The following is a 21,715-nucleotide window of genomic DNA, read 5'->3' on the forward strand; positions in this document are numbered from 1 at the left end:
CGCGAAGGCGGTGTGTCAGTCAGCAAGTTCTTCACTGACACACCGCCTTCGCGAGCAAGCCCGCTCCCACATAAAGCAGTTCCTACACAAAGCGCCTCCCTCACAAGGCGCATTTCCCTCAGCGCATTTGCAGAATGATCGGGCTACTGCTCGCCGGGCCCGTGTGCTCACGCAACTTGCCCACCGCCTTGGCATCCACCGCCCCACCCTGATTGCCCCAGGTGCCGCGCACAAACGTCAGCACTTCAGCAATCTCCTGGTCCGACAACTGCTCACGGAACGCCGGCATGCGATAAGCGTCCGCCACATTGGCCGCCACTACGCGCTGCGAGCCATTGAGGGTGATGTTGATCGCCGAGGCGTCCTCCTTGGCCAGTGCGGAGGTGGCGCCGGCCAGCGGCGGCATCCAGTCCGGTTGCCCTTTGCCTTCCAGCCCGTGGCACGAGGCGCAGCGGGTCACATAGGTATGCGCACCCGGCGCATCCAGGCGTTGCGCAGCCGACACCGCCTGATACTGCCAGGCCGCACCGTCGCGCTGCTCGTCGCCCGGCAATGACCGCAGATAGCGTGCAATCGCCGCCAGGTCATCGTCGCTCATGAACTGCGTGGAGTTGTTGAACGCCTCGGTCATCGAGCCATAAACCACCGCATGTTTGTTGCGACCGGTCTTGAGGAACTGCACCACTTCCGGCTCGCTCCAGCGCCCCAGGCCGGTGTTGGGATCATCCCGCAGGCTCGGTGCGTACCAGCCGTCGAGCAAGCCACCGGCCAGGTACGGCTTGCCACTTTCATCCAGTGCCTTCTCGTTGAAGGCCAGGCCCCGTGGCGTATGGCAACTGCCGCAATGCCCCGGGCCCTGCACGATGTAGGCGCCCCGGTTCCACAGTTCATCCTTCCCGGCCTTCGCGACATACGGCTTGCTGTCGGTAAACACGCCATTCCACAGCGCGATCGGCCACCGCATATTCAATGGCCACGGGATCGAACTCTTGATATTGGTCTGCTGCACCGGCGCCACGCCCTTCATGAAGAACGCGTACAGGGCGCGCACATCATCGTCGCTGAGCTTGGCATAGGACGGGTACGGCATCGCCGGATACAGGCGGCGCCCACCCGGCGCGACACCCTGGCGCACCGCGCGGTCGAAGTCGGCGAGGCTGTAGCTGCCAATACCGGTTTCCGGGTCTGGCGTGACGTTGGTGGCGTGGATCGCCCCCAGCGGCGTGGCCATCTCCAGGCCACCGGCAAAGGGCTTGCCGTTGGGCACGCTGTGGCACGCCACACAGTCGCTGAGCCGGGCGACATACTCGCCTCGGGCGACCAGCGCCGGGTCCGTGGCGACGGGCTCGGCCCCCAGCGGCGAGACAGGCTCGCGGGTGACATACCAGGCCAGCAGGCCTGCGGCGACCAGGCACGGCAGCGCCAGCCAGCCAACGGTTCTTGCGAATCGACGGTTGTTCATAAGTGCTCAGGCCCCGGTCAGGTGAAGGAGTGGCGGCTTAACGGCATGCTGCGAACACGCTGCCCGGTCAACGCCGCGACGGCGTTGGCCACGGCAGGCGCCACGGCGGGCAGCGGCGGTTCGCCAATACCGCCCATTTTTTCCCCGCTCTCGATCACGCGCACGTGCACCCGGGCCATCCGCGAAGGCGGCAGCACCGGGTACAAATCGTAGTTACGCGCCCGAGGCAAGCCGTCCACATACACCGCTTCCTCCAACAGCACCTGGGACAAGCCCAGCGACACTGCCCCATTCACCTGCGCCTCGACAATCGCCGGGTTGACGATGCTGCCCGGGTCGATTGCCTGCCAGATGTCATGCACCTTGACCTGGCCGTTCTCGATCGACACCTCGGCAATCACCGCCGTCTGGGTGCCGAACGGTGACGCCATCGCCACCCCTCGTGCGCGCTTGCTGCCGTCCTCGGCAACAAACGGCCCACGTTTCCAGCCACCCGACAACTCGCCCACCGCCTTCAGCAGAGTGGTCAGCCGCTGGTTATCCCGCAACAGATGCAGGCGCAACTCGAACGGGTCCTTGCCCCCCTTGTCGGCCAGTTCATCCAGGAAGGATTCGTAGAAAAAGTCATTCAGCGAATTGCCCACCGAACGCCAGTAGCCCAGCATCACCGGGCCCTTCACATAGATCTGCGCGATACGCTTGTTGGGAATCGCATAGGACTTGCCGGACAGTCCCTCAAGGGCCGTCGGGTCGAGCTTCTCGCCCTGCTTGCCCGCCAGGGCCTCGGTCGGTCCCTCCGTGGCGCTCACCGCTTCAATCGCCACCGGCCAGCCGTCGCTGTCCAGCGCCCCACGGAAATTCACCGCTGCGACCGGGCGCAGCACATCCCGCAGGAATTCTTCTTCGCGGCTCCAGATCAACTTCACCGGGCGCCCCACCGCCTTGGCCAACTCGATGGCCTGCGGGTAAGGACTGGCCGAGTCATACAGGAAGTGCCGCCCGAAAAAACCACCCAACAACGGCGAATGCAGGGTAATCCGCTCCGGGGCCAGGCCGGTGCGCTTGGCGATATCGGCCAGGAACATGTCCTGCGCCTGATTCGGCAGCCAGATCTCCAGCGAACCGTCAGGGTTGAAGCGCGCCAGCGCCGAAGGCGGCTCCAACTGGGCATGGTGCAGGTACTGGTTGTGGTAAGTGGCCTCGACCCTGGTCTTGGCATTGGCCAGCGTGCCGGCCACGTCGCCCTCGTTCTCATCATCACGGGCCGGGCCGGTTTCTGCGGCCAGGCGCTTGAAATGCTCGTCGCTGGAAAAGTCCTTCGGCATCCCGCGCACCTTGGAATCAGCCGTCGGCTCCAGCCAGTCGACCTGAATCGACTCCACCGCACGCTTGGCATGCCACCAACGCTCGGCCACCACCGCCACCGCACCGGGCAGGCGATGCACCGAATGCACGCCCGGCATGGCCTTGACCTGGTCTTCGTTGCGCAGGCTGCCCACGGTCATGCCGAGCCGGGGCGCATGCTGCACGGCGGCATGGAGCATGCCGTCGACCTTCATATCAATGCTGTACAGCGCCTTGCCGGTGGACTTGTCATACGCATCAAGACGCTTCACCGGCTTGCCGATCCAACGGAACTGGCTTGGGTCGCGCAGCTTCACACTGGACACATCCGGTACCGGCAGGTCCATCGCCCGCCCGGCCAACTCGCCATACGCAAGGGAACGCCCGGACGCCGCGTGTACCACCTTGCCCGGCTCGGTCGACAGCTCGCTCACCGGTACCTTCAGCGCCTGCGCCCCGGCCTCCAGCAACATCGCCCGGGCCAGCGCACCCAGCCGGCGCATCGTGGGGTAACTCATCCGCACCGACATACTGCCGCCGGTGATGCGCATGCCGTTCTCCATCACCACAAAGGCTTCACCGGGCGGGGCACACTCAACCAGGAACGTGGCCGGGTCGGCGTCCAACTCCTCGCCGACAATCTGCGCCATCGCGGTGAACGTGCCCTGGCCGCCTTCGATAAACGGGCTGAGCAAACGAATCGTGTTGTCCGGGCGAATCTCCAGGAAGGCCGGCACCTGCGTACCGCGTTCGGCCGTGGCCGCGGCGGTGGCCGCCTGCACTCGGCCAGACCCCAGCGGCAGGCCAAAACCGATCACCAGCGCGCCCACGGCCGTACTGGCCAGGAAGCGACGGCGGGACAGGTTCACCGGGTCAGTCAGCGCCGCGACCAAGGGCAGCGCAGTGGGATCAATGCGAATGTTCATCAGGCCTCTCCCTTCTGCGCAAGGTCATGCACGGCGGCATGAATGGCGTTATAGGTGCCACAGCGACAGAGGTTGACCATGGCGGCCTCGATCTGCGCATCACTGGGCTTGGGCGTGTGCTTGAGCAGCGCGGTGGCCGCCATTACCTGGCCGGATTGGCAGTAGCCACATTGGGCGACCTGGTATTCGACCCAGGTGGCGACGACCCGCTTGCCGACGTCATCGGACTCGATGGCTTCGATGGTGGTGATTTCTCGGCCGACCACGCCGGAAACGGGCGTGACGCAGGAACGCACGACATTGCCGTCCACAAGCACCGAACACGCACCGCATTGCGCCAGGCCGCAGCCGTATTTGGTGCCGGTCATGTCCAGGTTGTCGCGGATGACCCAGAGCAGGGGCGTGTCGGGTTCGGCGTCGACTTGGTGGGTCTGCTGGTTAATTCGTAATTCCATGGCTCACCCGCTGATCATCGGTTGGTGTTGCATTTTTTAGTATTTTTAGACGGCAAGACGGGGCCTCGCCGCTGGGCATCGATGGCCCGTCTGGTTCGCGCGCGCGTGGTTTGACTAGTCTAGCGGGCGATGGGAATGACTTTAGACCCTGGTTCATCAAGGCGCTATGCAGGGGTGGGCAAGATCGCAGGATTAGGCAAGTATTCAAGAGGATTGCGTCAGGAGGAGCGGCCTGTGGTGTCAGTGGCGGTCACGCCGGGTGGTGTTCCACCAGAAAGTCGACAAATGCCCTGACCCGCGCAGGCATCGCCGCGCCGCCGACGAACACCGCGTGAATCGGCTCCTGGTCTCCGGGGTTGTACGCTTCAAGCAACGGCACCAGATCACCGCTGGCCAGGTCATCTGCCACGCTGAATGCGCCAATGCGCGCGATGCCGGCACCCAGCTTGGCCAACTGGGACAATACCTCCCCGCTGTTACCCTCGATCGTACCCGACACCTGCAGCGAAAAATCGCGCCCGTCCACGCGAAACGGCCAGTCGGGCGCTGCCCGGCGGAAGTTGAAACGCAGGCAGTTGTGGTTGAGCAAATCCTGCGGCACCTGCGGTGTGCCATGACGCGCCAGGTAGTCCGGGGAAGCGACTATGACCTCGCCGATGGAGCCGATAAGGCGAGCGGTCAAGGGGCTGTCGGCCAATTGACCGAAGCGGATTGCAACGTCCGCTTGCCCGCCCAGGATATCCACCACCTCATCCTCCAGCCGCAACTCAACCACGATGGCCGGGTAGCGCGCGCTGAACGCGGCAACCAGCGGCACGATCGACAGCCGCCCGTGTGCGAGCGCCGCGCTGACCCTCAGCCGCCCCCGTGGCGCGCCCTGGTCGGTGATCGCATCCTCGACTTCGGCCATGTCCGCCAGGATCCGCCGGGCGCCGCGCAAATACGCTTCGCCTTCGGCGGTGAGCGTGATCGCCCGGGTGGTGCGCAGCAGCAGGCGGGTGCCTATGCGCCCCTCGATGCGGGTGATGATGCGGCTGATGGATGACGGTGTGAGGCCCAGCACCCGAGCCGCCCCCGAGAGGCTGCCCTGCTCCGCGACCATGGCGAACACCGCCATCTCCCCCGACCGACCGCCTATGTCCACTTGTGATCTCCACGCAAAGCTGTAGTGCCCCGCCGATGGCTACCGCCTGAAAAGTCGTGATTGTAGCATTTGATACAAAGATGAGGAGTCACCTATGCGTATCAACCCACCCCTTGTAGCACTGTCCATCGGCGCCTTCGGCATCGGGGTCACCGAGTTTGCCCCCATGGGCATGTTGCCCGGGATCGCCGCCGACCTCGGTGTTTCCATTCCCGCCGCCGGGCTGCTGGTCAGCGCCTATGCCATGGGCGTGCTGATCGGCGCCCCGATCATGACCCTCGCGACAGCCAGGGTGGCGCGCCGTTATCTGCTGGTGGGCCTGATGGCCATTTTCACCCTGGGTAATCTGCTGTCAGCCCTGGCCACCGACTACCAGACCCTGATGGTCGCCCGGTTGGTGACATCGCTGAATCACGGGGCATTCTTCGGCATCGGCTCCATCGTGGCAGCGAGTGTGGTGGCGCCCGACAAACGCGCGGGGGCCGTCGCCGCGATGTTCCTCGGGCTGACCCTGGCGACCATCGGTGGCGTGCCCCTGGCAACCTGGTTCGGCGAGAACTTCGGCTGGCGTACGGCGTTCTGGGGCATCAGCGGGCTCGGGGCGTTCGTGATGGTGGCCCTGTGGTGGGCGCTACCGAATACGCCCGCTCCAAAAGGGGGAAGCCTGATGGCCGAAATCCGCGTACTGGGCCGCGGGCCGGTACTGGCAGCGCTGGCGTTGACCGTGGTGGGGTCCAGCGCCATGTTCACGGTGTTTACCTATATCGCGCCGATTCTGCGGGATGTCACCCACGCCTCGACCAACTTCGTCACTGCAATGCTCGTGCTGTTCGGGATCGGCCTGACCCTCGGCAACGTCTGGGGCGGCAAGTCTGCGGACCGTTCGGTGGACCGCACCCTGATAACGTCGCTCGTGGTCCTGATTGCCGTGCTGCTGGCCTTCTCTGTGCTCATGCAATGGCCGCTGCCCGCCGCCTTGTCGATCCTGCTGTGGGGCGCCGCCAGCTTTGCGCTGGTACCTCCCCTGCAAATGCGCGTGATGGAAGCCGCCAAGGATGCACCCAACCTGGCCTCGGCGATGAACATCGGTGCGTTCAACTTCGGTAACGCCATTGGCGCGGCGCTGGGGGGAGCAGTGATCAACGCAGGGCTGGGCTACCCGGCCATTTCGCTGGCTGGTGCGATCATGGCGGCCCTGGGTTTGCTGATGGTGCTGGGCCTCGGCTGGCGCTCGCGGCGCACAGGTTCACGTATCTGCCAGGAACCGGCGCAGGCATAAGGACAGCCGCGCTCAAACGGCCCCCCTGCACCCTCCCCTCTGAAAAGCCCCGAATCCCGGGGCTTTTTTGCGTCTGCCTGGCCGCCATCCAGCGCTGCAAAAAATTTCAACTAGTGACTTTCATTATGAAATCCACTGTGCAATATTACTTGCGTAATATTTAGCAACAGATCCCGGAGTCCCTCATGAAGAAAGCCAGCTTCCAACCCATGTCCTGCCCGGTCGCCCGTGCCCTGGAGCACATCGGTGATGGTTGGAGCCTGTTGATCCTGCGTGATGCGTTCTACGGGCTGCGCCGTTTCGACGAGTTCCTGCAGAGCCTCGGGATCGCCTCGAACACCCTGACCCGCCGCCTGAATGCGTTGGTGGCCGGCGGCTTGCTGGAACGGCGCCCGTACCAGGACAACCCGCCGCGCCATGAGTACCACCTCACCGAAGCGGGCCGGGACTTGCGCCAGGTCATCCTCACGCTGATGGCCTGGGGCGCGCGGCATGCCGAGGGCTCGACCAAGGTGTTTCTCGCCGATGAGTCCACCGGGCGCCCGGTGGTGCTGGCGTTGATGGATGCCAACACCGGCAAACCCATCACCCGTGCGGGCCACCGCGTACATGTCAGCGCCGATGCCGAACCGCTGACCCTGTGGCGCGCACGAACCGGCCGGGCCTACGCCGAAAAAGACCAGCTGGTCAGCCCCTTCCCCCACTAATACTCAACGAGGTCATTTCGTCATGGACGCTCCAGTCAGCGCTGTGCCCGAACCCACCCAACCATCCCGGCGCAAACAGGTTTTGCGCCTGGGGCTGCTGACCCTGGCCGTGGCGGGCGGCGTGTGGTACGCCAGCCACTGGTGGCTGGTCAGCCGGTTTATCGAAGACACCGACGACGCCTATGTCGGGGCGGATGTGACGGTGATCAGCGCCAAAGTGCCGGGCTATATCAGCGAAGTGACGGTGCAGGACAACCAGTTCGTAAGGGCAGGCGACGTGCTGGCGCGCATCGATGTGCGCGACTACCGCACGGCCCTGGCCAAGGCCGACGGCGCCGTGGCCGCGCAACAGGCCTCGCTCGCCAACCTCGACGCCACCGAACAACTGCAACTGGCGGTGATCAACCAGGCCAAGGCGCAGATCGACGCCACCGATGCCGAAGCACAACGGGCCGGCGACGATCAAACGCGTTACCAGAACCTGGTGCGCAGCCAGGCCGTATCGGTTGAAAGCGCACAGCGGGTCAGCGCCGTCTGGAAGACCGCCCGCGCCGACCACTCCCGGGCACAGGCCGGGTTGATGGCGGCTCGCCGGCAAATCGACGTGATTGAAACCCAGCGCGGCCAGGCGCGTGCCGCGTTGCAACAGGCGCAGGCCGAACGCGACCAGGCGCAATTGAACATCAGCTATACCGAACTGCGGGCGCCGGTGGATGGTTACGTGGGCAACCGCCGCGCCCGGGTCGGTGCCTACGCCGCGGCCGGCAGCCAACTGATCTCGGTGGTGCCCGCGAAAGGATTGTGGGTGGATGCCAACTTCAAGGAAGACCAATTGGGGCGCCTGCAGGTCGGGCAAAGCGTGAGCATCCGCGCCGACATCCTCCCCGGCCGTGAATTCCACGGGCACATCGAGAGCCTGGCCCCTGCCACCGGGGCGCAATTCAGTGTGCTGCCGCCGGAAAACGCCACCGGCAACTTCACCAAGATCGTGCAGCGAGTGCCGGTGCGCGTGCGCCTCGACAGCAACGATGCCGACTTCGGCGCCCTGCGTCCGGGCCTGTCGGTGATGGCGAAGGTCAACACCGATGAGGCGTTCGAGGACCAGGCCAGCGCCCTCAAGGCCCAGCTATGAACAGCCCGTTGCCCGCCCTCAGCACCGCACAAAAAGTCGCGGCCTTCGCCACCATGTGCGTGGGCATGTTCATCGCCTTGATCGACATCCAGATCGTCTCCGCCTCCCTCAAGGACATCGGCGGCGGGTTGTCTGCCGGCGCGGACGATACGGCGTGGGTGCAGACCGCCTACCTGATCGCGGAAATCATCGTGATCCCCATGTCAGGCTGGCTCTCCCGGGTGATGAGCACGCGCTGGCTGTTCGCGGCGTCGGCGGCCGGGTTCACCTTGACCAGCCTGCTGTGCGCGATGGCCTGGAACATCCAGAGCATGATCGCGTTTCGCGCCTTGCAGGGGTTCCTGGGGGGCTCGATGATTCCGTTGGTGTTCACCACCGCGTTCATGTACTTCAACGGCAAGCAGCGGGTGATCGCCGCCTCCACCATCGGCGCCATCGCGTCCCTGGCACCCACATTGGGCCCGGCCGTGGGCGGTTGGATCACCGACATTTCCTCCTGGCACTGGCTGTTCTACATCAACCTGCTGCCCGGCCTGTTCGTGACCTTTGCGGTGCCGATGCTGGTCAAGGTCGACCGCCCCAACCCGTCATTGCTCAAGGGCGCCGACTATATCGGCATGGCGTTGATGGCGGTGTTTCTCGGCTGCCTGGAATACACCCTTGAAGAGGGCCCGCGCTGGAACTGGTTCAGCGACAGCACCATCTCGACCACGGCCTGGATAGCCGCCATCAGCGGCGGGCTGTTTATCTGGCGCTGCCTGCAAATCAAGGAGCCGATCGTCGACCTGCGCGCGCTTCGGGACAGGAACTTCGCCCTGGGCTGCCTGTTTTCATTTATCACCGGCATCGGCATTTTCGCCACCATCTACCTCACGCCGCTGTTTCTCGGGCGGGTGCGCGGGTACGGCTCGCTGGATATCGGCCTGGCGGTGTTTTCCACGGGGGTGTTCCAGTTGCTGGCGATCCCGGTGTACGCCTTGCTGGCCAATCGTTTCGACCTGCGCTGGATTTTGATGTTCGGGTTATCGCTGTTCGCCCTGTCGATGTGGGACTTCTCCCCCATCACCCACGACTGGGGCGCCAAGGAGCTGCTGCTGCCCCAGGCCATACGCGGGTTTGCTCAACAAATGGCAGTGCCGCCGGTGGTCACCCTGACCCTCGGCGCACTGGCCCCCGACCGCCTGAAGCTCGCCTCGGGCCTGTTCAACCTGATGCGCAACCTCGGCGGCGCCATCGGCATCGCCGCCTGCGCCACGGTGCTCAATGACCGCACCAACCTGCACTTCCTGCGCCTGGCCGAGCACCTGAACATCCGGAACGAGTCGATGAATGTCTGGCTTGACCAGCTTTCAGGGAATGCCCAGTTGCTGGGGCAAAACAGCCTGGATTCGAGCCAGTTCGCGCTGAGTCAGCTGTGGGCGCTGACCTGGCGCGAGGCGCAAACGCTGACCTATGCGGACGCATTCCTGATGATCATGGTGTGCTTCGTCGTCGCCGTGTTGCTGGTGCCGTTGATGCGCAAGGTGCAACCGCCGAAGCAGCCGACGGCGGATGCGCATTAGAGAGGACTTGTCACAACGTTTGAGGCTGTGAGTACAGCACCCGGCTCCATTGCCTACAGTCGCGTCGGAATTTGCCAGCTTGTGCATCTGGGAGGCACCTCTCTAAGGTTGCCCAGGCGCTGAATACCCCTTTACCTGTACTCAACCTCGCGTCGACAAGATGTAGCCATCTAGCTACAAATGGAACTATGATCAACAAGAAAAAAATATACGAGATCCACCAAACACCCGAGTTCGAGAGCTGGCTTAAACGTATGAAGGACACTCAGGGAAAAGCGGCAATTCTGACCCGACTGGATCGTGCCGGAGCGGGCAACTTTGGTGATTGCGAATCGGTTGGCGATGGGATGAGCGAAATGCGTGTTTTTGTTGGCCCGGGCTACAGAATTTACTATGTGCGCTCGGGAATCGCAGAGTACTTGATGCTCAGCGGGAGCGATAAAACGGATCAAAAACGGGGCATACAAAAAGCTAAAGCAATACTCGCTGGCCTGAGAGGTAAATGATATGAGCGATAAATTCAATCCCGAGGAGATGCCAATCCTCAGCCTCGACACGACGGGTACGACTCATTACGAAGCCTCGCGCTTTCTCGATAGCCCGGAAGCAATGGCGGCCTATTTGGCTGAAAGTCTGAAAACCGGTGATACCGAGGGCCTTATTCATGCGTTGGCCGAGGTCGCAAAAGCCAAAGGCGTAAATAAGGTCGCCAAGGATGCGGGGGTCAATCGTGAAAGCCTTTATAAGGTGCTGAAAGCCGGCTCGAAAACGCGATTTGAGACCATAAGGAAGCTGATGACCGCAATCGGTGTCGAACTCACCGTACAACCGGTAACAGCGCTGGCTGTCACTTCAAAACCCGTTGATCCAAGGGCTGGCAAGCCCGTTTCAGCCGCCAAGCCTGCAGCGAAGACGCGCTCGTGATCATCACTGTGTGTTTTGTTGTGGCCGTGTTGCTGGTGCCGTTGATGCGCATTGAGTCGCCGTCAGACAGTGAGGTACTGGATCACCTCGCCCATCGCGTCAATATCGGGAGCATCGCTCACTGCTGCTTCCGAGTTGCACCATGGGTAACTCAGACCTGACACCCACTTCATGACGCTCCCCAAATCCGCAGCGGGCAGCGTCTTCATATGCTCGATAGTGATGGTGAGCTTTTCAACAAGCCCCGACTCAACACTGAACTGCCACTCATACACCCCACACCCAACCCGGGCTTCGCCGGAGTTTTTGTCGGACATCCCCACCAGCCATTTGCACTGATAGGTTTTGGCCCCCGCTTCGGGTGGCTGCCCCAGGCAAAACGTATAGACGTTTTCAAAGGTCTGCCCGAACCGCCTCACCAGCACATCGCCAATGCCGCCCACCCCTTCGACGTGGGGCGGAAACGAGATGGACCCGGTGCGCACCACCATGTCCAGGATTGCCTCGGGAACAAACGCCCGGCTGAGCAAATGCGGGCGGTTGCCGTCCTTGGCGAGTATGTAGTGCTGAATCGCGAGTTGAGCAGTGTTCATGGTTTTTCCGTCGATTCCCTATCAAGTAATGCTTAGGCCTTCTGGATCAGCTCTCAGAGGTAACAACAGGCTCATCACCGGACTCGGCAGCCAGCTTCAATCGGTCTGCCTTGCTGATGTATTTATCCTTTTTTGCCGGTGCCAATTTGGCGCTGGCCTTTTTGGCCTTGGCCTTGAACAGCTGCTGTAGTTTTTTTTGACGATTCATGTTTTCTATCCGGTGTGTAATCAGTGCTTGCCGGCGTGATTATCCATCTTTCATGCCTTTATCGAAGCAGATTTAATTCACGGCACTCCACAGCGCCACCGCGGTCTGTCCCTATACGCCTCTATTCTCGCCCAGCGGAGCCACCATGATCATTGTCCACCACCTCAACAACTCCCGTTCGCAACGCATCCTGTGGCTGCTCGAAGAACTCGGCCTGCCCTACGAGCTCAAGCGCTACCAGCGCGACCCGAAAACCAACCTCGCGCCCCCTGAACTCAAGGCGATCAATGCCCTGGGCAAATCACCGGTGATTCAAGACGGTCCCCACGTGGTAATCGAATCCGGCGCCATCATCGACTACCTGATTCGCCGCCATGGCAACGGCCGCCTGCAACCGGATCCGGCCACTGCAACCTATGACGAATACGTGCAATGGCTGCACTTCGCCGAAGGTTCGGCCATGCTGCCACTGATGCTCAACCTGTACGTCGGGCGCCTGGGTGACGCGGGTGCGCCGTTGCATCCGCGTATCGAATCCGAGGTGGCGAACTACCTGGGTTATCTGGACAACGCACTGGGGCTCACGCCGTACCTGGTGGGTGACGAATTGACCGGCGCGGATATCCAGATGAGCTTCATCGGCGAAATCGCCCGGGCTCAGGGCAAGCTGCAGGCCTACCCGAATGTGGCGGCGTGGGTGCAACGCTTTCAGGAACGGCCGGCGTATCGCAAGGCGCTGGAACAGGGTGGCGCATACGCGTTCGCGAAGTAAAAGGCCAGGCGGTTCCGGCGGGTGTTCATCTGTATTGCGTTAATCCCCGGGATGAGGATTACTGTAGGACGCATCCGGCATTGAGATAACACAGCATGTTCGAACTCGCCCCCATCCTGACGTATGTCGCCGTGGTCATCGGCCTTTTCCTGATTCCCGGCCCAGCCGTGCTGCTGGTGATCACCCGCACCCTCCAGGGTGGGCGCAAGGTCGGGATTGCCACCGGGCTGGGGGTGGCCTCGGGCGACCTGATCCATACGCTGTGCGCGGCGCTCGGCCTGTCGGCCATCCTGATGACCTCGGCCGTGGCGTTTAACGTGGTCAAAATCGTCGGCGCCTGTTACCTGATCTACCTGGGCGTACGCGCCTTCATGGCCAAGCCTGGCGCAACCACGCGCAAAGACCTGCCCACCGTGACCTCCACCCAGGCGTATTTCCAGGCGGTGGGTGCCGAAGTGCTGAACCCGAAAACCGCGATTTTCTTCCTGGCCTTCCTGCCGCAGTTTATTCACCCGGAATCGGGTTCTTCCCTGGCGCAGTTCGCGGTGTTGGGGTTGATCTTCTCGGGGCTCAGTGCGGTGTACACCACGCTGATTTCGGTGGCGATTCGTCCGTTGAGCCAATGGATGGTGGGCCTTTCAAGGCTGCGCCGTTGGGAGGGAAAGATCATTGGGACGTTGTTCATGGGATTGGGGCTGAAGATTGCTTTCCAGCAGCGTTAATCGGTTGCAAACCGCTGCCTTTTAACCCGGTACATCTCACCATCCGCGTGGCTGAGCAGGCTGTCGGCATCTGCCCCATCCGCCGGGTAAAACGCTACGCCGATACTGCAGGACGGCATCTTGACCGCGCCAAACTCAGCGCTCAGGGGCTGGGTCATCACCGCAACTATCTGCTGCACTTTGGCCGACACGGCTTCCGGTGACTGAATATCCGTCAGCAGCACGGTGAATTCATCCCCGCCCATCCGGGCCACCAGGTCGCTCTCACGCACACACCCTTCCAACCGTCGTGCAATCACGCAAAGCACGCGGTCGCCCACGGCATGCCCGTACACATCATTGATGGCCTTGAAGTCATTCACGTCCAGAAACAGCAAGGCCAGAGGACTTTTGTGGTGGTGAGCGGCTTGCAGGGCCTCGTCCAACCGGTCATTGAACAGCGAGCGATTGGTGAGGGCCGTCAACGGGTCGTGATGGGCGAGGAAACGCAGCTCCTCTTCCGCCTGCGTCAGGGCGGTTACGTCCCGCGCAACACCGATCCGCGCCCCCACTTCCTCGGACCAGAAGGCCGCCCACAGAATGTGCACCACACTGCCATCCTTGCGGATATAGCGGTTGCGGAAGTCGACGTGGGGCTTGCCATTCATGACCCGCACAATCGACGCCCGGGTGCGGGCCAGGTCTTCAGGGTGCATGTAGTGGGTGATCAGGGTGCCGGTCAGCTCCTCGGCGCGGTACCCCAGCAGCGCTTCGCAGGCATCACTCACAAACACGATCTGGTTTTCACTGTCGACCACGAACACCGTATCCAGCATCAAGTGGATCAGTTTGGGATAGAGGGCTTGCAGGTCAACGGGCATAGGTCTGGGGAGCGTCTGGTTCGGATTGGGCGATCATAGCCCGATCCCGAAGGATGGCGAAAAGGAATCATAGCGGCCCGCAGAATAGCCCCCGGCAATGTTGCTGCGCCAACTGCGTCGCCACCAGCAGGCTGCGCCACCCTTCAAGGTCGTAGGAGAGCGCCCGCCAGAGCAGCCACGGCCAATAGTCGCAGAGGTGGAACACGCACCAGATCATTCGACACTCGGTTTTTATAATGAACGAATGATTGCTATGCTGAACACCCGGCAACAAAGCGTCAACCCATTTATGGATGATTTGAAGAACAAATGACCGACATAACGAACAATCTCAATCCAAGCCGAATCGACCTGCTGGCCCTGTCGATCAAGCGCGAACGCCAGGCTGCGGGGCTTTCATTGACTGAACTGGCAAAACGCGCAGGCGTGGCGAAGTCGACCTTGTCCCAGCTGGAGTCCGGCATCGGCAACCCCAGCATCGAGACCCTGTGGTCGTTGGCCACGGCGATGGGCTTGCAGGTGACCCGGTTCTTCGAACAACCCCAGCAACACCTGCGGGTAATTCGCGCCAACGAGGGCCTGACCACCTATACCGAAACCGGCCACTACGCGGCCACACTGCTTGCGGATTGCCCGGCGGGCGTGCGTCGCGATATCTACCGGCTAAAGGTACAGCCGGGCGAAGCGCGCCTGTCTCAGCCCCACCCTGCCGGCACCGTCGAGCACGTGCTGCTGTGCAGCGGCAGCGCGAATATCGGCCCGGCCGGTGCGCCTGTGCTGCTGCACGCCGGCGACTACATCAGCTACCTGGCGAATGCGCCCCATGTGTTCGAAGCACTTGAGGCGGATACCACGGCGGTGATGGTGATCGAACATCCCTAAGCCGCGGGATGTGCCCTCAGGCATGGATAGGCAGGGCCAACCCGAACAGCACAAAAAAACCGCCGCAGACTTTATTGAATCGGCGCCCGGTTCGCGCCAGCCAGGGCCGTACCCGGTGCGCGGCGCTGGCCACCAGGTACTCGACGATGAACTCCACCACGGCGTAGGTCAGGGCGATGGTGAGCGTCTGCGCGATGATGCTCCGGTGCGGGTCCAGGAACGGTGGAATAAACGCGGTGAACAACAGCAAGGCCTTGGGGTTTGAGATCGCCGATACCAGCCCCTGGCGGAACAGCGGCCAGCTCCGCGAGCTGGTAGTGCCGGTCGCCTCAAGGCTGACCGGTGCCGCCCGCCACAGCCCGAAGCCCAGCCAGATCAGGTACAGCCCACCCGCCACCTTCAAGGCCGTGAACAAACTGGCCGATGCCTGGATCAGCGCACCCAACCCCAACGCACACAGCGCCAGCACAATCGCAAAACCGAGCACGCCGCCGCTGATGGTGAACAGCGTTTTGCGGCTGCCGTGAAGCGCACCGTGGGTCAGCGCCAATAACGCATTGGGCCCTGGCACCACCGCGATGCCGAAGCAGGTAACCAGGTAAAGCAACCAGGTATCAAAGGGCATGGATCCGATCCAGAAGGTGTTGGTTCAAGGCAGAATGTTGCGGGTGAACAAGCGTCCATGAAAAGCGCATAATTCAGGCCTTAGCCATTCGATTAACGAATAGAGGTCAGCGCGATGCCCGCCAGCGATTTGCAACTCGATTGGCTCAAATGCTTTGTGGCCGTGGTGGATGCCGGCTCGTTGTCTGGCGCCGCCCACGAGGTCAACCGCTCGCAGTCCGCCGTCAGCATGCAGATGAAGAAACTCGAAGCCGCCCTTGGGCGACAGCTCTTGAGTCGCGGCCCGAGGCACCTGCAACTGACTGCCGATGGCCAGACGCTGCTGAGCTACGCCCGGCGCATGCTCGCCCTGCACGCTGAAACCCAGGCGGCGTTTCACGGTGAAGAGCTGACCGGGCGCATCCGCCTTGGCGTTGCCGAAGACTACGCGGCCCGGTACCTCACGCCGCTGCTCAAGCGCTATTCGCCGCGCTACGCCGGTGTGGAAATCGAACTGACCTGTGAACAGTCGACCACGCTGATCCCGCAGTTGCGCAGCGGCGATCTTGACCTGGCGCTGGTGTCTCGGGACTCGCCCCAAAGCGGCACCTTCCTGTTCAAGGAGCCCATGGTATGGGTAGGTTCACCGCAGTTCGAACTGTGGCGGCGCGACCCGATCCCCATCGCCGTCTACGAAAGCGCAAGCCTCGCCCGGCGGTATGCGGTGAACGCACTCACCCAGCAAGGCCGCGAATTCAAGGTGGTGTACAACAGCTCCAGCCTTGCCGGCCAGGTGGCCGCCGTCGAGGGCGGGCTCGCGATTGCCGCGATCACTCAATGCACCGTGCAGGATTCGCTTCAGGTACTCGGTGACGAGCACGGTTTGGGCAGCATTGAGCCCATGGAGGTTTCGATTCTGCGTAGCCGGGCGTCCCGCGGGTCCAAGGCGGTCAATAGCCTGCATGCGTTCATCATCCGGGCGCTGAGGGTTCAGCCTTAGTGGGCAGAGCGTTTCGGCACAATCATCGAGCGCTTCGGCGCAGTGCAGTGCCCCTGCGCTGTTTAGGATCAAGGCTCAAACCACGCCTGGACATCACCGCAATGAAACTCAAAGCACTTGCCCCCGCGATCACCCTGATCATGGCCGCCAGCGGACACGCCGCCAGCTTCTCACTCAACAGCCCGGACATTGCCGACCAACGCCCGCTGACGCACCTGCAGGAATTCAACGGCTTCGGCTGCAGCGGCGGCAACACCTCCCCTGCCCTGTCCTGGGCCAACGCCCCGGCGGGTACCAAAAGCTTCGCCATCACCGTCTACGATCCCGACGCCCCGACCGGCAGCGGCTGGTGGCACTGGACGGTGGTGAACCTGCCCGTCACCGTCTCCAGCCTGCCGAGCAATGTCGGCACCCACCTGCCGGCCGGGGCAGTGCAAGGCCGCACGGACTACGGCCAACCCGGCTTCGGCGGCGCTTGCCCGCCCGTGGGTGATAAACCGCATCGCTATCAATTCACCGTGTGGGCGTTGAAAGTCGCCACCCTGCCGATCGACAATCAATCCAGCGGCGCCCTGGTCGGCTACATGCTCAATGCCAACAGCCTGGCCAAGGCCACAATCACGGCCCCTTACGGACGCTAGTCACGATGGATGTTCACGAAGGTCTGCGGCACAGGGAAAGCATCATCGAAAGCTGCGTGATCAGGGCCCGGCAACACCATACCCTGCAACGTGTGCCGATCTTCATGACCGCCCTGTGCCGCGTGCGCCAAGGGCAAAAACTGATGCAGTGGGATGAGCGCGAAATGCGCGCCGGCCCCCAGCACCTGATTTTACTGCCGGCGGGCCGCGAGCTTGGGGTGACCAATTTTCCCGGTGCCCAGGGTGACTACATCGCTGATGTGGTGTCGTTTCCGGTGACGGTGTTGCGTAACTTCGTTGCCCGGTATGGCGCGCAGTTCAAGGGCAGCATGCATGCCGACCTGTGCGTACGCCTGGACAAACAGACCCGACAAGCCTGGGACCAACTGCTGACCGCACTGAGCACCGGCGCCCCGGCGGCCCTGTGCACCCACTATGGCGAGGCCGTGTTGCTCTGCCTGTGCCTGGCCGGCCAGGCGGGACCGTTGCTGATGGATCGCAACGACCCCTTGAGTGAACGCGTGCAGCGGTTGATCGGCAGCAACCTGTCCAGGGACTGGACCGTTGCCACGGTTGCGCAGCAGCTGAATCTGGGGGAATCGACGTTGCGTCGGCAGTTGGCCAATGAGGATGCGAGCTTCAGGGCCATCCTGGAAAATGTTCGGCTGGGGGCGGCGTTGCAACAGCTGCAAACCTCCAGGGATTCCATCGGGGAGATTTCCAGTGCGTGCGGGTATGCGTCGGCGTCGCGGTTTGCGGTGAGGTTCAAGTCACATTATGGGCTTTCACCGCGGTCGTTGCGGGCGGCGATGTGAGGTACACACTACCTGAGTAGCCCATAACCTGTGGCGAGGGAGCTTGCTCCCGCTGGGCCGCGCAGCGGCCCCAAAAAATGGGCCTGCTGCGCAGTCCAGCGGGAGCAAGCTCCCTCGCCACAGGTACTTCGCGGTTATTGAAGCGCTTTGGCAACCGCATCAAAGGCAAACATATCGTCGATCACCTTGCCACCCGTGGGTTTGGTCTGCGCCTGCCACACCACAATCACCACATTCCTGGTCGGATTGATGTAGAGGTACTGACCAAACGTACCGGCCGCCGTAAAGGCTTTATCCGCTTTGGAGGCGTCGGTCCAACCTGGCCACCACATGGACGCAAAGTCACCGTACGCCGCATCTGAACCCGTAGTCGCGCTGGCAAAACTCAACCAGCCTTCAGGCAACACTGGCTGCCCACCGGCCTTGCCTCCGCTAAGCACGAACTGCCCAAAACGCCCGTAATCCTCAAGCGTCGCGCTGATACCGCTGCCGCCCACTTCATTGCCATTGAGGCCGTCGAGCCACCACTTGGCATCGGTTTGCATGCCGTAAGGCGCCCAGATCTTCTCGCTCAGGTATTGCGTCAGTGGCTTGCCCACCGCAGCGCTCACCAGTTGCCCCAACACTTGAGTTTCACCGGTGCTGTAGTTGGTGCGCGTACCAGGCGGCGCCGCCGTTTGCAGGCTGGCCATGAATTTCAGGAGCGACCCCGGTACTTGCTCGCTGCGCAGTTTGATCAAGTGGCGCTCGTCCGAGGTAGGGTCCGTGTATTGCTCGTTCCACTTGATCCCGGAGCGCATGGACAGGATCTGGCGCACGGTGACCTGGTCGTAACCGCTACCGGCCAACGCGGGTAAATAACGGGTGACCTTGTCATCCAGGCTCTTGATGGCGCCGTCCTGCAGCGCCGCGCCCACCAGCGTCGAGGTGATGGACTTGGCCACCGACATCGACATCCACCGGGTGTCGGCGGTGTTGCCTTTTTCATAACGCTCATCAACGATCTTGCCGTCCTTGAGCACCAACAGCCCGGTTACCCGGTTGATCGCCACGTAGTCATCGAGGCTGTAATGCTTGCCTTTGTAGTCAAAGGCAACCGGCCCAAGTGGCTGGCTGCTACGGGGTAACGGGAACGGATGGCCGCCCGCCTTGATCGTGCGCGTCGGGAACAACCGGTCGGTATTACGGAAGGTAGTGACCGCCAAGTCCTCGCTGAGCCTGCCGTCATAGATGGCCTGCACGTCGCCGATCGGTTCCTGTGCATGGGGATAAGGCTTCGCGGGATCCGGGGTGGCCGCGCAGGCGGTCAACGACAGCGCAAGTGTCGACGCACACACCAACACATGAAGCGCGCTGCGTTCAACCGGGGATGAAGGGCGATGAAGCACGGGCATAAGCACCTCTTTATTATTGTTTGATCGGCCTTGAAACGCTTCGGCACGTCAGCAAAACCGACATGCCGAGGCTCAGGATGCAGCGGGGGATTTTTTCTGGCGCGCGGGATCGGGCCGGATTACGCGCGGAGTCGGGCCATGGGCAATCGCGAGGGTCTACACGGAAGAGAACGCTCTACGCAGGCAGTCTTATCAACGAGACTGATGATTACTATCGAACCGGTCGCCTATTGGCTTACCAAAACCCATTCCTATAATCGCCTCCACTTTCTCCCTCCCGTCTGCCCGCAGGCGAAATCTCCTCCCGGAACCCAACACCATGCCAAGCGCAAGCCGGGCCCCTAGCGGCCTCCCCGAACATAATCAACAAACCGTCCTGCAGCAGTGGCTGGCGATTCTCTCGGTGGCCGTGGGCGCCTTCGCCCTGGTCACCAGCGAGTTCCTGCCGGTAGGCGTACTCAACGACGTCGCCGCCGACCTCGGCATCAGCGCCGGCCACGCCGGCCTGATGGTCACCCTGCCCGGCATCATGGCCGCCCTCGCCGCTCCGTTGCTGTCGGTGGGCATTGGCGCCATGGACCGTCGCTACCTGCTGATCGGCCTGACCCTGATCATGATCATCGCCAACATGGTGGTGGCCTACGCCAGCGACTTCAGCCTGCTGCTGTTCGGCCGCGTCCTGCTGGGCATCAGCATCGGCGGCTTCTGGGCCACCGCCATCGCCCTCAGCGGCCGCCTGGCGCCCAAGGGCGTGGGCGTAGCGAAGGCCACCTCGATCATCATGATGGGCGTGACCCTGGCCACCGTGCTCGGCGTACCCGTCGGCACCTGGCTGAGCGGCCTGATGGGCTGGCGCATGACCTTCCTCGTCACCGCACTGGTGGGCATACCGGTACTGCTGGCACAGATGTTCCTGCTGCCCCGTCTCGAACCGGAAAAAGCCATTCGCATCGCCGACCTGCCGGCCCTGTTCATCAACCCACAAGCCCGGGTCGGCTTGATCGCCGTGCTGCTGATCGGCCTTGCACACTTTGCCGCGTACACCTACGTCGCGCCGTTCTTCAAAAACAGCTCCGGCTTCGACGGCCCGACCATCGGCTCCCTGCTGCTGCTCTACGGCGTGGCCGGCGTAATGGGCAACGTCTTCGCCGGCTTCGCCGCCAACCGCAGCGTGCGCCACACCCTGCTGCTGGTGGCCCTGATGATCGGCACCAGCACCGCCCTGTTCCCCTACTTCGCCACCGGCATGAGCGGCGCCGTGATGCTGATCGCCCTGTGGGGCTTTGCTTTCGGTGCCTTCCCGGCGTGCGCGAGTATCTGGATGTTCGTGGTTGCGCCCAAGGATGTGGAGCGTGGCATGCCGCTGTTCGTGGCGTTGTTCCAGGTGATCATTGCCGTGGGCTCGTTCTTTGGCGGGCAGATCGTCGACAAGATGGGGACGTCGGTGCTGTTGAGTTTGGCGACCGCGTTGGTGGGCGCCGGGTTTGTGACGGTGCTGGTGTTGGGGCGCAAGGTGAGTAATAGCTTGGCGGCCCAGCCGGCCTGAGAAAGGAAAACGGGGCTGATTGATTTCAGTCCCGTGGCTTGAGGCAGTGAGCACGGCGCCTTGCTCCATTGCCTACAGTTGCGTCAGAATCCGCCGGCTTGTGCACCTGGGTTGGGGTCTCTAAGGTTGCTCGGTCGCTGAAACCTCAGTGATCGGGTTTAGTAGCCCGAGGTTCAACCTAACGTGTGCATGAGCTTCATCTGTCGGACGTCCTTGTCTGTGCTTGATGGTGGCTGTGCGTAGGGCGCCCTCGGGCGCGCCGGTTTTTGTTAGGTTCCCCCGGTCTACTAACCTGCGTACAGCTGCCACCCCCTCGTTTAGTAGCAACGGGGTGGAAGCCCGAGCAAGGAACTTAACAATGTTCAAGGTAACGCCGAATCCTCCGGGATCTCCCGATTTGAAACTCAACCAAGCCGCGCAACGTGCCTTGGATCACTATCTCAATCCCTCCTCCGCCAAAACCGCCCCGCCGTCGGGTGCGCTGTTCAGTGTGGCTGCTGATGCCAGCAGTGAAAGTCTGATTACCAATAGCTATGAAACCTTTGCCTCGGTCAGCGCGTTGCTGCTTGATCTGTCGGACGAGCTGAGCGGGAAAGACCGTGATGTGGCGTTGGCTATTCATCAACTCAGTGAGTTGGGGTTCTGTTGATGGGTAAGTTGATGGATCGGGAGGTGCCGTCTAGCTGAAGCCGGACGCTGTCCAGGCTACTCAACTAGCTCAATCGACTGATCGCCGAGGCGCTG

22 protein-coding genes and 1 pseudogene are annotated in these 21,715 nt (G+C 62.4%); 14 read left to right on the forward strand and 9 right to left on the reverse strand.

The window, feature by feature from the left end; genetic code table 11:
• Positions 1 to 118: 118 nt before the first annotated feature.
• From AC3WKX_RS27280 to AC3WKX_RS27295, 4 genes are all read right to left on the reverse strand, one after another.
• Entirely contained in the window at positions 119 to 1,462 is a 1,344-nt protein-coding gene (locus tag AC3WKX_RS27280; RefSeq protein WP_102605922.1) for a c-type cytochrome, read from the reverse strand.
• Positions 1,463 to 1,479: 17 nt separating this feature from the next.
• Complete coding sequence (locus AC3WKX_RS27285; protein ID WP_008434712.1) at positions 1,480 to 3,732, reverse strand: xanthine dehydrogenase family protein molybdopterin-binding subunit; 2,253 nt, start codon at positions 3,730 to 3,732, stop codon at positions 1,480 to 1,482.
• The gene (locus tag AC3WKX_RS27290; RefSeq protein ID WP_008434715.1) at positions 3,732 to 4,187 is read right to left on the reverse strand and encodes a (2Fe-2S)-binding protein; all 456 of its coding nucleotides are present in this window, start codon (positions 4,185 to 4,187) and stop codon (positions 3,732 to 3,734) included. The genes AC3WKX_RS27285 and AC3WKX_RS27290 overlap by 1 nt, the downstream gene beginning before the upstream one ends.
• Positions 4,188 to 4,437: 250 nt before the next feature.
• On the reverse strand, positions 4,438 to 5,331 hold the full coding sequence (locus tag AC3WKX_RS27295) for a LysR family transcriptional regulator (protein WP_023658741.1): 894 nt from the start codon (positions 5,329 to 5,331) through the stop codon (positions 4,438 to 4,440).
• Positions 5,332 to 5,425: 94 nt separating this feature from the next.
• On the opposite strand from AC3WKX_RS27295, the gene AC3WKX_RS27300 reads away from it, so the two are divergent.
• The 6 genes from AC3WKX_RS27300 to AC3WKX_RS27325 all read left to right on the forward strand — a co-directional run bounded on the left by AC3WKX_RS27300 (position 5,426) and on the right by AC3WKX_RS27325 (position 10,935).
• The gene (locus tag AC3WKX_RS27300; protein WP_003215607.1) at positions 5,426 to 6,610 is read left to right on the forward strand and encodes an MFS transporter; all 1,185 of its coding nucleotides are present in this window, start codon (positions 5,426 to 5,428) and stop codon (positions 6,608 to 6,610) included.
• A gap of 185 nt (positions 6,611 to 6,795) precedes the next feature.
• Complete coding sequence (locus tag AC3WKX_RS27305; protein ID WP_102605921.1) at positions 6,796 to 7,317, forward strand: winged helix-turn-helix transcriptional regulator; 522 nt, start codon at positions 6,796 to 6,798, stop codon at positions 7,315 to 7,317.
• Positions 7,318 to 7,339: 22 nt separating this feature from the next.
• Positions 7,340 to 8,449 (forward strand): HlyD family secretion protein, encoded by a 1,110-nt coding sequence (locus AC3WKX_RS27310; protein WP_008434719.1) that lies wholly within the window; start codon positions 7,340 to 7,342, stop codon positions 8,447 to 8,449.
• Positions 8,446 to 10,011 (forward strand): DHA2 family efflux MFS transporter permease subunit, encoded by a 1,566-nt coding sequence (locus AC3WKX_RS27315; protein WP_102605920.1) that lies wholly within the window; start codon positions 8,446 to 8,448, stop codon positions 10,009 to 10,011. Before AC3WKX_RS27310 ends, AC3WKX_RS27315 begins: the two co-directional genes overlap by 4 nt.
• 188 nt (positions 10,012 to 10,199) lie before the next feature.
• Entirely contained in the window at positions 10,200 to 10,517 is a 318-nt protein-coding gene (locus tag AC3WKX_RS27320) for a type II toxin-antitoxin system RelE/ParE family toxin (protein WP_008434722.1), read from the forward strand.
• 1 nt (position 10,518) lies between these two features.
• Positions 10,519 to 10,935 carry an addiction module antidote protein gene (locus tag AC3WKX_RS27325; protein ID WP_008434724.1) on the forward strand — a complete coding sequence of 139 codons (417 nt, stop codon included), beginning with the start codon at positions 10,519 to 10,521 and terminating at the stop codon, positions 10,933 to 10,935.
• A 62-nt stretch (positions 10,936 to 10,997) separates the two neighbouring features.
• Here AC3WKX_RS27325 and AC3WKX_RS27330 read toward each other — a convergent pair whose 3' ends face one another.
• Both AC3WKX_RS27330 and AC3WKX_RS27335 read right to left on the reverse strand, forming a co-directional pair.
• On the reverse strand, positions 10,998 to 11,528 hold the full coding sequence (locus AC3WKX_RS27330) for a hypothetical protein (protein WP_102605919.1): 531 nt from the start codon (positions 11,526 to 11,528) through the stop codon (positions 10,998 to 11,000).
• Between the two features lie 46 nt (positions 11,529 to 11,574).
• Positions 11,575 to 11,736 (reverse strand): DUF2986 domain-containing protein, encoded by a 162-nt coding sequence (locus AC3WKX_RS27335; RefSeq protein WP_008434728.1) that lies wholly within the window; start codon positions 11,734 to 11,736, stop codon positions 11,575 to 11,577.
• 145 nt (positions 11,737 to 11,881) lie between these two features.
• Between AC3WKX_RS27335 and AC3WKX_RS27340 the strand changes: the two genes are divergently transcribed.
• Both AC3WKX_RS27340 and AC3WKX_RS27345 read left to right on the forward strand, forming a co-directional pair.
• Positions 11,882 to 12,508 carry a glutathione S-transferase family protein gene (locus AC3WKX_RS27340; protein ID WP_102368774.1) on the forward strand — a complete coding sequence of 209 codons (627 nt, stop codon included), beginning with the start codon at positions 11,882 to 11,884 and terminating at the stop codon, positions 12,506 to 12,508.
• 95 nt (positions 12,509 to 12,603) lie between these two features.
• Positions 12,604 to 13,230 (forward strand): LysE family translocator, encoded by a 627-nt coding sequence (locus AC3WKX_RS27345; RefSeq protein ID WP_102605918.1) that lies wholly within the window; start codon positions 12,604 to 12,606, stop codon positions 13,228 to 13,230.
• On the opposite strand, the gene AC3WKX_RS27350 is transcribed toward AC3WKX_RS27345, so the two are convergent.
• Positions 13,227 to 14,090, reverse strand: a complete 864-nt coding sequence (locus tag AC3WKX_RS27350; protein ID WP_087694680.1) for a sensor domain-containing diguanylate cyclase — start codon at positions 14,088 to 14,090, stop codon at positions 13,227 to 13,229. The two genes, AC3WKX_RS27345 and AC3WKX_RS27350, sit on opposite strands and share 4 nt — an antisense overlap.
• Positions 14,091 to 14,399: 309 nt before the next feature.
• Between AC3WKX_RS27350 and AC3WKX_RS27355 the strand changes: the two genes are divergently transcribed.
• On the forward strand, positions 14,400 to 14,972 hold the full coding sequence (locus AC3WKX_RS27355) for a helix-turn-helix domain-containing protein (protein ID WP_008434733.1): 573 nt from the start codon (positions 14,400 to 14,402) through the stop codon (positions 14,970 to 14,972).
• Between the two features lie 16 nt (positions 14,973 to 14,988).
• Here the strand turns inward: AC3WKX_RS27355 and AC3WKX_RS27360 are convergent, their stop codons facing one another.
• Complete coding sequence (locus AC3WKX_RS27360; RefSeq protein WP_102368770.1) at positions 14,989 to 15,597, reverse strand: LysE family translocator; 609 nt, start codon at positions 15,595 to 15,597, stop codon at positions 14,989 to 14,991.
• 114 nt (positions 15,598 to 15,711) lie between these two features.
• Between AC3WKX_RS27360 and AC3WKX_RS27365 the strand changes: the two genes are divergently transcribed.
• From AC3WKX_RS27365 to AC3WKX_RS27375, 3 genes are all read left to right on the forward strand, one after another.
• On the forward strand, positions 15,712 to 16,575 hold the full coding sequence (locus AC3WKX_RS27365) for a LysR family transcriptional regulator (RefSeq protein ID WP_102605916.1): 864 nt from the start codon (positions 15,712 to 15,714) through the stop codon (positions 16,573 to 16,575).
• Between the two features lie 101 nt (positions 16,576 to 16,676).
• Entirely contained in the window at positions 16,677 to 17,216 is a 540-nt protein-coding gene (locus AC3WKX_RS27370; RefSeq protein WP_087694683.1) for a YbhB/YbcL family Raf kinase inhibitor-like protein, read from the forward strand.
• A 5-nt stretch (positions 17,217 to 17,221) separates the two neighbouring features.
• Positions 17,222 to 18,031, forward strand: a complete 810-nt coding sequence (locus AC3WKX_RS27375) for a helix-turn-helix transcriptional regulator (RefSeq protein ID WP_102605915.1) — start codon at positions 17,222 to 17,224, stop codon at positions 18,029 to 18,031.
• 134 nt (positions 18,032 to 18,165) lie between these two features.
• Here AC3WKX_RS27375 and AC3WKX_RS27380 read toward each other — a convergent pair whose 3' ends face one another.
• Complete coding sequence (locus AC3WKX_RS27380) at positions 18,166 to 19,425, reverse strand: serine hydrolase domain-containing protein (protein ID WP_102605914.1); 1,260 nt, start codon at positions 19,423 to 19,425, stop codon at positions 18,166 to 18,168.
• Positions 19,426 to 19,744: 319 nt separating this feature from the next.
• On the opposite strand from AC3WKX_RS27380, the gene AC3WKX_RS27385 reads away from it, so the two are divergent.
• Complete coding sequence (locus tag AC3WKX_RS27385; RefSeq protein ID WP_003209751.1) at positions 19,745 to 20,971, forward strand: MFS transporter; 1,227 nt, start codon at positions 19,745 to 19,747, stop codon at positions 20,969 to 20,971.
• Between the two features lie 358 nt (positions 20,972 to 21,329).
• Positions 21,330 to 21,658, forward strand: a pseudogene (locus AC3WKX_RS27390) (DUF6124 family protein).
• Positions 21,659 to 21,715 lie beyond the last annotated feature (57 nt).

This window comes from Pseudomonas sp. GP01-A4 (assembly GCF_058780865.1).